Below are 11,434 nucleotides of genomic sequence, written 5' to 3' on the forward strand. Positions count from 1 at the left end.
CACGAAGCACTTTGCTACTTACACACTTTGCCACGTTTGCATGTTTTGTAACATTAAAAAATTAATTTCATTATAAAGGAGTTTATTCATTATGACAGTCGCAACAAAAGCTATTAACATTTTCATCGCAGATCCATTAAGCGAAGATGGTATCGCACCATTACGCGCAGCAACAGATTTAGATTTAAACATCATCGTCGATACAGGTCTTTCTCAAGAAGAGCTAATTTCTAAAATTGCAGATGTAGACGTATTATTAGTACGTTCTCAAACAACTGTAACACGTGAAGTAATCGCTGCTGCAACAAACTTAAAATTAATCGGTCGTGCTGGTGTTGGTGTTGATAACATCGATTTAACAGCTGCAACTGAACGCGGTATTATCGTTGTTAACGCTCCAGACGGTAACACAAACTCAGCTGCTGAGCATACAATCGCTATGATGACATCTTTAGCTCGTTACATTCCACAAGCTTACAACTCTTTATTAAACGGCAAATGGGATCGTAAAACGTACGTTGGTGTTGAGCTGAAAAACAAAACGTTAGGTGTTGTTGGTTTCGGTCGTATCGGCGTAGAAGTAGCTCACCGTGCAAAAGGTTCTCGCATGAACGTATTAGCGTATGACCCATTCTTAACTGAAGAGCGCGCACAAGAACTTGGTGTAACAAAAGCAACGGTAGAAGAAATTTGCGAGCAAGCAGACTTCATTACTGTTCACACACCATTATTACCAGAAACACGCAACTTATTTAACAAAGAAAAATTCGCAATGATGAAAGACGGCGTTCGCTTAATTAACTGTGCACGCGGCGGTATTATTAACGAAGACGACTTATATGATGCAATCGTTTCAGGTAAAGTAGCAGGTGCTGCACTTGACGTATTCATCGAAGAGCCAGCAACAGACAACAAATTATTAACGTTACCACAAGTAATCGCTACTCCACACTTAGGTGCATCTACAATCGAAGCACAAGAGTCTGTAGCAGTTGACGTGTCTAACGATATTATTAAATTCTTCAACACTGGTACGGTAACAAACCCAGTAAACATGCCTTCTATTCCGAAAGAAAAGCTTGCACAAGTTGAGCCATTCTTCGCATTAGCAGAAAAATTAGGTAAGTTCTTAGTACAAGTAACTGGTGAAGCAGTAACAGAATTAAACGTATCTTACGCTGGTGAAGTAGCAAACTACGACGTGCGCCCATTAACAGCAAGCGCAATTAAAGGTTTATTCTCAACAAAACAAGGTACACACGTAAACGACGTAAACGCACGTTACTTAGCTGAGCAAATCGGCATTAAAATTAACGAGCACAAAACGACAACTGCTAAAGGTTTCACATCTTTAATTACAGTTGAAGTGAAAACAGAAAACGAAGTACACACAATCGCTGGTACGTTATTAAACGGCTTAGGCGCTCGCATCGTAAAAGTGGAAGGCTTCGGCGTTGACTTAAAACCTGAAGGCAACATTTTATACGTGAAAAACACAGACAAGCCAGGTGCAATCGGTCGCTTAGCTACAAAGCTTGCTGAAAAAGATATCAACATCGCAACGATGCAAGTTGGTCGCGCAGACGTTGGTGGACAAGCAGTAATGTTATTATCAATCGACAACGCCGTTACAACTGAAGAAATTCAATACGTAACAGAGCTTGACAATATTGACGAAGTAAAAGCAATTAGCCTATAATTTTTTGAAAGCCCCGATGATTTCGGTAATCGAAATCATCGGGGCTTTTTTCTTTTCCTATTGCTCATTTACCTACCAGCTGTACGCATCGTCCATATCGGCTCATTACAATTATTCTGTTACCGTAAATTTATACGTCGTCACTGTCATGAGCTTTAACACTTGCTCCGCCATGACGTGCGCTGGCGTTGCAAAATCCTCTTCAATCCAACGAATAATCATGCCTGCTAAGCCGTGTGCGCGGTAAATGTATAACCACTTCACATCGATATCGCTCGTCGATAACTCATATTCATATTGTTCAATGAATAAGTTTTCAATGGCGCTTGCGATTTTATGACGAATGTCTACTTGTAAATGATTGCTCAGCAACGTTTTAAATAGCGTTTCGTTTTGTAAAAAATAATCAAACACCGTAATGGCATTTGCATCTAGCTGACGCATGTCGACTTCCTTCATATGCTCGTACGGCGCTCGTATATGGACAATCATTTGCTGTAATGCTTCATCAATAATGCTTTGTACTAAATGCTCTGTCGATTCGAAATGTGCATAAAATGTGCTGCGATTGTATTCCGCAAGACGCACAATTTCCGAAATCGTAATTTCATGAAATGGCTTTTTCGCTAAACAATGTAAAAATGCTGATTTGATTGCTTTTTGAGAGCGTATAATGCGCTTGTCTACGTACGTCTCGATAACGATCACCTCTTCATGCTAGTATCGACTACGATGAAATGAATTGCAAATTTTAGGCTCTTCACCATAACTTGGGGTTGCTTTTCACGTCGATGTAGGCTTTCCGCGGGCGCGGCTCAAGCAACTTTTATACGTCAACCCCAGCTTACGGTGAGGAACCAAATTTTAACGTACAAAATGCGCTCATTTGTTTGTTATCGAACAGATCGCAACACATTGATGATTGTCGATACATGATGCACGACATAGAATAAGGAGCATATCACAAGGAGGCATCACATATGACATTTCCAGTTTTAGAAGGTAAAGTTGCAATCGTTACAGGCTCAGCAATGGGTATGGGTGAAGCAACTGCCAAATTATTCGCTGCTGCAAAAGCGCAAGTTGTCGTAGCTGATTTTAACGAAGAAAAAGGGCAAGCTGTTGCTGAAGCGATTAACGCAAACGGCGGACAAGCGGCATTCGTAAAAGTAGATGTGTCAAATAGCGAGCAAGTACAAGCGATGGTAAAATTCGCGGTTGATACGTTCGGTAAATTAGACGTTATCGTTAACAATGCAGCGTTAACGCCAGACGACAAACCAGCTGATTCGTTTGACGAAAACTATTGGAATCGCTTAATGGCTGTTGACTTAAAAGGTGTCGCGCTATGCCAAAAGTACGCGCTTCAACAAATGAAAGCACAAGGTCACGGTGGCTCAATCATTAACATTTCTTCAGTAAGTGGCTTCCGTCCACAGCCTGACACAATCGCATACGTAGCAGCGAAGCACGGTGTTATCGGCTTAACGAAAGTAGCAGCTGTCGAAAATGGTCAATACAACATTCGCGTAAATTCTGTTGCACCAGGTGCGATCGATACACCGATGCTGCGCGGCGCAATTGAACAGTTTGGCTTAAATGAAGAAACGTACGCACCACAGCTTTCTTTATTAAACCGCTTCGGTCAGCCAGATGAAATTGCTCAAGCAACGTTATGGTTAGCATCTGATTTATCATCATACATTACAGGTACAGTGATTCACGCAGACGCAGGTTACACATCTCGTTAATACATTCCCCCCAGCCGATTTTTTCGCGTTGGAGGTTTTTTTACATAGTACACAAAAATGAGCAGCTGCGTAATTGCAGACTGCTCACCTTTTATTATTTTAATGTCTCTAATAACTCGTAAAACGCTGTTAACGACGTCACTTCGTACACTGGTGTTACGTCTGTGTCGTTCACTTTGTCTTCGCGGTTAATCCATACGTTTTTCATATTAATGCGTGAAGAACCTAAAATGTCTGTCATTAAGTTGTCGCCAACCATGATGCCTTCTTCTGCTGTAATGCCCGCTACTTCGCAAACGTGTTCAAAAATTGATGCGTCTGGCTTCCCTTTACCGAAGTCACCTGAAATGATGATGTGATCGAAGTACGGTACTAGCTCTGGCGTAATTTCAAGCTTTAAGTTTTGTAAGCTTGGTGCACCGTTCGTCAGTAATACAAGCTTGTAGTTGCCTTTTAGCTTGTTTAACACTTCGTATGTATCTTCATATAAATACGGGTGCTTTTTGCGCTCCTCAACGAAACGTTCACCTAGCTCTGCGCCAAATGCAGCGTCGTCAATACCAAGCTTCGCTAAACCTTGCGTCCATGCATCACGACGGTAGCTTGGTACGATATCTTTCATTTGTTGGAACTGCGGCGTCGGGTCATCAAACGTTCCCCACATCCCTTCAAACGGGTTAATGCCAATCATTACTGTATAATCATACGTCGGGTAGCTGCTATATAATGCACGCGCTGCTTCACGCGTTGCTTCCTCTAGCGCTTTTGCGTCAACGTCTACTTTCGTCGCTGCGTATTCACACGTTTTGTCGAACGCTGATTGAATGCTTTGTTTGTCGAATAAAAGCGTGTCGTCTAAGTCGAAAATTACTGTATTAATGCTCATTGTTTTAGCTCCTAAAATGTTATTTACTACAATGTGTTCGTTACTGTTTCATTCAACATAATAGCTAGCGAAATATGTGTTGCTTGAAGCAAGAGGCGGACTCCTGCGGGAAAAGCTTGAGACTTGAGACCCCGCAATCGTGAGGTACGAACGATGAGGAGGCTCAAGCCAAGCCCGCGGAAAGCCTGCCTCGATGCGAAAAGCAACATAACGCTCTGAAGAATGCCTTCTTTCACTAACACATATACTCCGCTGTTCGTAGTTTATCATATTTTCTGACAAGTTAGCGGTCTGACTTTACTGTTTCCCCTTTTGTTTTAGCTTCTCAAGCAAGCTTTGTGCCGTTTCGCGTGCGCGCGCTGTGTCGTCAGTGAGCACATCAATTTGAAACTTGCCCTCGTGCTGCTGTACGGCGCAAATGTCCCCTTCATGCGCCTCGCCAATCATTTCTGTTTTATGCACGAGCAGTTGGTCTGTTTCGTTCGGCAGCTTTAAAAAAATGCCGTAATCATTTTCATAACGGTCTAATACGTATTTAATCGATTGCATGAACAATCTCCCCTTTTGCATTTAATAGCTGTGCGGCGTCGCCATCGTTTGCCCACATTTGACAACCTGACCAATGCATATAATCGCCGCCGTCTTGCTTATTGTCACCGCTCGTCACATACACCGCTTGCCCTGGCTGTAACGTGAAGCTTGGGAACGTAAAGCGCTGGTCGCCTTGCACCGAAACGAGCGTCCAATTCGTCATGTCGACTGCTGCTTTGCCGTTATTTTGAATCGTCACAAATTCGCTTAACATATCTTTTGCAGTAATCGCAACTTGTGCGTTCACATCGTTCGTTTGTGCTGCACCGCTTCCGCTAAAGACGTCCGCATCAACGACCGACATGTTCACACCGTCCGTTTCAATAACGATTGTGCCAGATTCCGCCGTCGCATATACGAGCGAGTTGTATTTCGCTAGCAAGTCCGTCACTTCTTTATGTGGGTGCCCGTATTTGTTACCTTCACCGTAGCTAAGCACCGTAATTTCTGGTGACACCGCATCGATGAACTGCTCCGAGCTGCTCGTGTTCGATCCATGATGCCCTGCCTTTAATACGTCCGCATCAATGTCGCTTTTTAACATTTTCGCTTCTTCTTTCACGCCAGCATCAGCTGCGAATAAAAATGAGCGCTCATTGTACGTCATTTTCAGCACGACCGACGCTTCGTTATTATCGTTTGATGTTTCATCTGCGTATACGACGTCGACTGTTAACGCATCATCAAACGGAATGTACTCGCCCATTTGCGCAACGGTAAAATCAATGTCCTTCTCATCGATGAGCGACAACATTTCAATATACGTTTGCGACGTATGCGCCTTGCCCGAATCAACCCAGCGCTCAATCGTCACGTTTTCAAGCACGTCGATTAAGCCACCAATATGATCCGCGTCCGGGTGCGTGGCAACAACGACGTCAAGCGTGTCGATGCCTTGCTGCTGTAAATACGCGACAATTTCGTCACCCGAGCCTTTGTCACCTCCGTCAATTAACATGTACTCGTCGTTTGGTGATTCAATTAAAATCGAGTCACCTTGCCCGACGTCTAAAAAATGCACGCGCATGTCCTCGCCTACTTCGCTCGTCGTCACATTTGTACAGCCCGCAAGCATTGTTGCCGCTACAGCCGCTCCTACTATCCACTTTTTCACGCTGCGCTCGTCCTTTCTACTTTCGTTTTTTGTTTTTATTGTATCAAATACATGCACGTTACAGCGGCTTAAAAGATGAAAAGACAAATAAGGTATGTACTGAAGTCATATTGACTGTAGCACATACCTTATCATTGCTAAATAGTATTTCGTGATGCGAGCGCTGCGGCGAAACTCCTTAGGGATAAGCGTGAGGTACGAACGATGAGGAGGCTCAAGCCACACCCTAGGAACGCGAGCCGCCGGAAGCACGCATCTATTTCTTCACTAACTGCTTATTATACAGCTCATCTAAATGCTCGATTTTTTTATCAATCGACTCTGCAAACGTCATAATGTACGCCGCAGGGTCTTTCGGGTTGTGGAATTGCCAAATCTTGCCTGTCTCTGGGTTGACGAACTTCGATGACGCACCACAGCCGATCCCTAAAATCGTTTGCACTTCTTCCATAATGACGATGTTGTAAATCGATTCCTCACCTATTTTCGAGTAGCCGACGTTTTCTAAGTTACCTAAAATATTTTTTTGGCGGTATAAGTAGTATGGTACGTAGTCGTTTTCTTTCGTCCATACTTGTGCCATACGCATCATTTCGGCAACGGTATCACGGTCTGCAACTTTATATTTATCTTTGTTGCGCGTCATTTCCGATGCACGCTTAAACGATAACGTATGCACCGTTAACGACTCCGGCTGCATTTTCGCCGACTCGACAAGTGAATTTTCGAACTCCTCGATCCCTTCATTCGGCAAGCCGATAATTAAGTCCATGTTAATGTTGTTCATGCCTGAGTTACGTGACAGCCAAAACTTATCAATCGTCTCCTGCACTGTATGATGGCGACCGATTGCTTTTAACGTTTCGTCCGTGTAGCTTTGTGGGTTTACCGAAATGCGGTCAATGCCCCATTTTTTTAGCACTTCGATTTTTTCCGGTGTGATCGTATCTGGGCGACCTGCTTCAACTGTAATTTCACGAATCGTCTCCGGGTTCGGGAACGACTCGAACATCGTTTTATAGAGCGCGTCCATTTCATCCGCTTCGATCGACGTCGGTGTACCGCCACCCCAATAAATCGACGTAATTTTCATGTTGTTTGCTGTAAGCCATTTGCCCATTTCACGAATTTCAATATGCAAGCCGTCAAGGAACGTGTCAACGCGCCCGACTTTGCGGTTGCTTTGAATCGCATACGCTGGGAACGTGCAGTACGCGCATTTTGTCGGACAAAACGGAATGCCGATATACACTGAAATTTCGCGTCCGATCGTATCTAAATCAGGAATCGTCTTTAACTGACGCTCAACGATTTCTTTCATCAGCTCAATTTTGCCATCTGAAATGCGGTAGTCTGCTTGCAGCGCCGCAAAAATTTCAGCTTCTGGCATGCCGGCTTTACGGTATTTATGGAACAATTTTGTTGGGCGCACCCCTGTTAAAATGCCCCACTCCTGCGTAACACCTGTATATTGCTCTAAGCAGTCAAGCATGACGTGAGATAGCGCGCGCTTTAAGCGAATGCGTTGCTCCTTGTCCGTGCCTACTTCGTCGTACTGCTTACTGTAAGCGTTTGTGAACGTTTGCCCATCAACGGTCATCGTTGCAGACGTTTTCACTTCAAAGTTGTCGAGCTGCTCGTATGCTAAATCGAACACGATGTCTGCTTCAGCATCACCGTGTACAATCGTTGTATCTTCATAAAAAAGGTTTGCGATATTGTGTAAAACGCGAATCCAATCTTCTGGAAACGCTTGTCGAATGTTTATAGTTTTCATCGTTTCAGTCCAGCTTTCTACAAAAGTTTTAAGACGTTTTTCAAATTTTCACTATAGCATGGTTTGCGTGAATTGTAAAAAGTGATGCGTGCATTTTGCATCGCGCGTGCTATACGCTATCGAGGCAGGCTTTCCGCGGGCGTGGCTTGAGCCTCCTCAACACTCCTACGTCGTGTCTGCGGGGTCTCAAGTCTCACGCTTTTCCCGCTGGAGTCCGCCTCTTGCTTCGAGCACACAAAGTCCCTAACACATAAAAAACACCGCTCGAAACAAATAATTTCGAACGGTGTTTCATATAAATAACATTCAATGCTCTCGTCGCCTAACTTAACGTAGAACGCGAGCCGTATCTAGCCATTAGTACTACTATTACATACTTTCATACATCGCTTGAATCGGCTGTACTAATTCGCGTGTAATCGACTCGATAATGCGGCTTAATTCCATTTCTGTATCAAGCATGTATAAAATTTTTTCGTTTTGCTGAGCAAGCTGTGCTACTTGCTGTGCGTATAGTAGCTCGTCTTCTAGTAATTGCTCACCTTGCATTTGCTTTTCTTGTAGCTTCACTTGCACGTCGCGGAAGTTCGTAAATAACGCTAATGCTTGTGCGTCTTCTTTTACTGCTTCAATGGCGCGCTCTAATGCGACGAATTGCTCCGTCTCTTTTATTTTTTGTTGTAGTTGTGCTGTTAATTGTTGCATCATGTTAATTCCCTTCTATTATGTGGTTACACGAATACGGCGAATAGCCCTTGGACAACCCCGATTAAACCACCGAGTACGAAGCCTAAGTACGTAATCATTTTAAATTCGCGCTTTGAAATGCCTAAAATAAGATCCTCTAACTTTTGAACAGGGAATGTATTGACTTGCTGACGTACAACCTCTTGTAAGTTTAGCTTCTTTACGACATCTTCAATTTTATTTTCAGCTTCCGCAAAGCCTCTGTCAAGCAACTTCGGTAAAAGCTCGTCTGTCGCCCACGCCTTTCCTTGTGGCCAGTAATGATTGATTGTGTAGTTCAGACGCTCATCTAAGTTTAACTGCTTTTTCGCATAATCTTTCACCGACGTTTCAATGCGGTTAAAGTCGATGTCTGCTGTAAAGTCTGTTACAGGTCGATCTTTCACTTTTTCATACTCGCGCTGAATCACTTCATGGAGCATGTTGTAAATATTGTCTGACTTCATCATATTTACTAGCTCACGCTGCACCGTCTCAGCGAGCGACGTCGTGTCACCGCCTAAAAACATTTGCACCATGCCACCGAGCGAGCCTTTTGATTGTAAAAAGTCATTTAACATTTTTTGAATCGTAATTTGCCCGTCGTATGATTTTAAATACGCTTCACCTTTTTCGACTAAATACTCAACAAACTCCGGTACTTTTTGATCAAGTGTTGCTTCAAAGTCATTTGGAATTAGCTCACGTAGCGTTTTTGTCGCTAGCGTATTTTGAATGCTCGCAAACTGTGATTGAATAACCGCGTCCACTTTTTCCTCCACCGTGCGCGGTAAATGAGAAAATCCTGCTACGTCCAACCATTGTGCTAACGTGCGGTCGTCGCGGAAAATCGTTTCTTCAATCTTTTTCGCCGCAAAGTCCGATGCCATTTGGCGAACTTCTGGCGATAAAATTTTCGTACGGAACATGTCCGGTGTTAATAAATAGTTCGATACCGTACGCCCTAGCTGAATCGCTAAGTCTTCACGACGCTTCGGAATTAACCCTGGTGTGAACGGTACACGCCATTTACCGATATATTTCGCCTCGTACGGGTGAAATAGCATTTTAATTGCAATATGGTTCGTAAATCCGCCAATGACTGAGCCGACGACGACCATAAATAAAATTGTAATAAGTGCATCTACCATATGTCATGTCCTTTCCTTATTTAGATTTCATTATTATAACAGAGTGACGAAAAAAAGAGGAAATAACACCCCTTGCACGAATATGTACATAATGAGATGGAGGGAATAACATGATTCAACATTTTAGCTTCAAACCGATGTATAGCGATGAGCTACCAGGCTGGGTCGTAACATTTTTTTACGAGCGCGTGCGTTACAAAGCCGCATACGAAAAAGACGGTGACATTCGCTGGATCGATGGCATACCACCGAACGAGGAAAACGTTAAAAAAATGATTCATGAGCTTATGCTGTTTCACGTATATGAATAATGCAAAAAGACGATTCGCCTGCGCGAACCGTCTTTTTTAAATTGCTCCACGCTTTCTTTGCCAACGTCGCCCAAACACGATGTAAAAATAAATCGACGCCGTTAAGTACAGTCCACCCGTAATCGAAAACGCATACGCATAGCCCCAATACGAGCCGAAGTTTGTGACGAGCCACGCAGCCGGCAAGCCCATCGTTGCCCACCCTAAATTAAACACCATTTGATTGACCGAGTTTGCCAAGCCTTTATAGCGGTCTGACACGATGTCCATCGCAATCGCACTTTGAATCGGGTTGCCCGCATTCATCAGTGCCTGCCGCAACAAAAAGCCAACCGATGCCCAAAAAAGCGACGTCGTAAATGCCGTTAAAAATAAAAACGGAATCGACAGCAGCTGAAATAAAATGAGCGCGTTCACTTTACCGACACGCTTCACAACGGCTGGGCCGATAAGCATTGCGACTGCGGTCATCGCCGAGCCGAGCGCTAAAATGAGCCCGACGTACGAGTTCGATGCATCAAAGCGGTTCGCAAAATATAAATTTAAATACGGAATGACGAGCCCCGAACCTGTGCCGATTAATAGCTGCGCGAACGCAAACAATGCGATGAGCTTCACGTTGTCGGCAAACGCAGCTGATTGCGTCTCTTGCCGCTTCTGTTCGCCGAGCTGTACCGTTTCTCTTTCCTCGGCTCGCTGTAATTTCAGCAACGGAAATACGCCGAGCGCAAATAGCACGACACCGATCAGCAGCGATGCTCGAATGCTTTCGACGCTATTCATCGACGTTAACCACATGAAGCCGTCCGCAAATACGCCGCCGAGTAAATTACCGACAACACTTGCGACCGTAACGAGCGAGAAGTGCACGCTAAACAAATGAACGCGCTCTTTCGATGAGGAATTTTCCGCTAAAAACGGAATGCCCGACACTTGTACGAACGCCCAAATGAAGCCTGTTATAAATGCGAAAACAAGCATCGACGTGTCATCGCTTACAACGCTGCGTGCTGCTAATGTAAATGCCGTTAGCACCGTGCCGACGACAAGCACCGATTTGCGTCCAATTTTGTCGCTAATAATGCCTGCTGGAACGAGAATGATTGCAGTCGCGAGTGACATTATCGCAATGACGCTGCCGTTGATCGTTTCGGGCATGCCGAGTTCGCGAATATATAAGTTATACATGACCGAAAAGACACCCATGCCAATTTGTATAAATACGTTCGCTAACATAAATAAACGAATGTTGCGATTAAAACGTTGAATTGTGTGCCACCATTCTTTCATGCGTGTTCTCCTTTTATTTCGATACACTAAATATACGCATGTCGTAGCAAAATGACAATTACAATGCATTTACTGACGCAGTAAATGAAAAAACAGTGTTCAAGTCTACCCGGACGTTGAACACTGCTTTTCATTTTT

11 protein-coding genes are annotated in these 11,434 nt (G+C 43.9%); 3 read left to right on the forward strand and 8 right to left on the reverse strand.

Going from position 1 to position 11,434, the window contains the following annotated elements; genetic code table 11:
• Positions 1–91 precede the first annotated feature (91 nt).
• Positions 92–1,699 carry a phosphoglycerate dehydrogenase gene (gene serA, locus A6K76_RS14125; RefSeq protein WP_066466208.1) on the forward strand — a complete coding sequence of 536 codons (1,608 nt, stop codon included), beginning with the start codon at positions 92–94 and terminating at the stop codon, positions 1,697–1,699.
• Between the two features lie 111 nt (positions 1,700–1,810).
• On the opposite strand, the gene A6K76_RS14130 is transcribed toward serA, so the two are convergent.
• Entirely contained in the window at positions 1,811–2,407 is a 597-nt protein-coding gene (locus A6K76_RS14130) for a TetR/AcrR family transcriptional regulator (RefSeq protein WP_245672002.1), read from the reverse strand.
• Between the two features lie 272 nt (positions 2,408–2,679).
• On the opposite strand from A6K76_RS14130, the gene A6K76_RS14135 reads away from it, so the two are divergent.
• The gene (locus A6K76_RS14135) at positions 2,680–3,450 is read left to right on the forward strand and encodes an SDR family NAD(P)-dependent oxidoreductase (protein ID WP_066466210.1); all 771 of its coding nucleotides are present in this window, start codon (positions 2,680–2,682) and stop codon (positions 3,448–3,450) included.
• Between the two features lie 94 nt (positions 3,451–3,544).
• On the opposite strand, the gene A6K76_RS14140 is transcribed toward A6K76_RS14135, so the two are convergent.
• The 6 genes from A6K76_RS14140 to A6K76_RS14165 form a co-directional block, all read right to left on the reverse strand.
• Positions 3,545–4,336 carry an HAD family hydrolase gene (locus A6K76_RS14140; protein WP_066466212.1) on the reverse strand — a complete coding sequence of 264 codons (792 nt, stop codon included), beginning with the start codon at positions 4,334–4,336 and terminating at the stop codon, positions 3,545–3,547.
• Between the two features lie 297 nt (positions 4,337–4,633).
• Positions 4,634–4,885, reverse strand: a complete 252-nt coding sequence (locus A6K76_RS14145; RefSeq protein WP_066466214.1) for a DUF3006 domain-containing protein — start codon at positions 4,883–4,885, stop codon at positions 4,634–4,636.
• Complete coding sequence (locus A6K76_RS14150; RefSeq protein WP_066466219.1) at positions 4,872–6,041, reverse strand: MBL fold metallo-hydrolase; 1,170 nt, start codon at positions 6,039–6,041, stop codon at positions 4,872–4,874. The genes A6K76_RS14145 and A6K76_RS14150 overlap by 14 nt, the downstream gene beginning before the upstream one ends.
• A gap of 256 nt (positions 6,042–6,297) precedes the next feature.
• Positions 6,298–7,818 (reverse strand): coproporphyrinogen III oxidase, encoded by a 1,521-nt coding sequence (locus A6K76_RS14155; protein WP_066466221.1) that lies wholly within the window; start codon positions 7,816–7,818, stop codon positions 6,298–6,300.
• Positions 7,819–8,187: 369 nt separating this feature from the next.
• Complete coding sequence (locus tag A6K76_RS14160; protein ID WP_066466224.1) at positions 8,188–8,526, reverse strand: YlbF family regulator; 339 nt, start codon at positions 8,524–8,526, stop codon at positions 8,188–8,190.
• A gap of 23 nt (positions 8,527–8,549) precedes the next feature.
• Positions 8,550–9,695 (reverse strand): DUF445 domain-containing protein, encoded by a 1,146-nt coding sequence (locus A6K76_RS14165; protein ID WP_066466226.1) that lies wholly within the window; start codon positions 9,693–9,695, stop codon positions 8,550–8,552.
• A gap of 110 nt (positions 9,696–9,805) precedes the next feature.
• On the opposite strand from A6K76_RS14165, the gene A6K76_RS14170 reads away from it, so the two are divergent.
• Entirely contained in the window at positions 9,806–10,006 is a 201-nt protein-coding gene (locus A6K76_RS14170) for a DUF5342 family protein (RefSeq protein ID WP_066466229.1), read from the forward strand.
• 36 nt (positions 10,007–10,042) lie between these two features.
• Here the strand turns inward: A6K76_RS14170 and A6K76_RS14175 are convergent, their stop codons facing one another.
• On the reverse strand, positions 10,043–11,296 hold the full coding sequence (locus A6K76_RS14175) for an MFS transporter (protein WP_066466231.1): 1,254 nt from the start codon (positions 11,294–11,296) through the stop codon (positions 10,043–10,045).
• Positions 11,297–11,434: the final 138 nt, after the last annotated feature.

Source organism: Caryophanon latum, from assembly GCF_001700325.1.
GTDB classification, from domain to species: domain Bacteria; phylum Bacillota; class Bacilli; order Bacillales_A; family Planococcaceae; genus Caryophanon; species Caryophanon latum.

Excerpts from the sequence above, each read along its gene's own strand:
- A6K76_RS14160 (WP_066466224.1), bottom strand. The coding sequence starts at position 8,526 with ATGATGCAACAATTAACAGCACAACTACAACAAAAAATAAAAGAGACG.
- A6K76_RS14155 (WP_066466221.1), bottom strand. The coding sequence starts at position 7,818 with ATGAAAACTATAAACATTCGACAAGCGTTTCCAGAAGATTGGATTCGC.
- A6K76_RS14135 (WP_066466210.1), top strand. The coding sequence starts at position 2,680 with ATGACATTTCCAGTTTTAGAAGGTAAAGTTGCAATCGTTACAGGCTCA.
- A6K76_RS14145 (WP_066466214.1), bottom strand. The coding sequence starts at position 4,885 with ATGCAATCGATTAAATACGTATTAGACCGTTATGAAAATGATTACGGC.
- serA (WP_066466208.1), top strand. The coding sequence starts at position 92 with ATGACAGTCGCAACAAAAGCTATTAACATTTTCATCGCAGATCCATTA.
- A6K76_RS14140 (WP_066466212.1), bottom strand. The coding sequence starts at position 4,336 with ATGAGCATTAATACAGTAATTTTCGACTTAGACGACACGCTTTTATTC.
- A6K76_RS14165 (WP_066466226.1), bottom strand. The coding sequence starts at position 9,695 with ATGGTAGATGCACTTATTACAATTTTATTTATGGTCGTCGTCGGCTCA.
- A6K76_RS14170 (WP_066466229.1), top strand. The coding sequence starts at position 9,806 with ATGATTCAACATTTTAGCTTCAAACCGATGTATAGCGATGAGCTACCA.
- A6K76_RS14175 (WP_066466231.1), bottom strand. The coding sequence starts at position 11,296 with ATGAAAGAATGGTGGCACACAATTCAACGTTTTAATCGCAACATTCGT.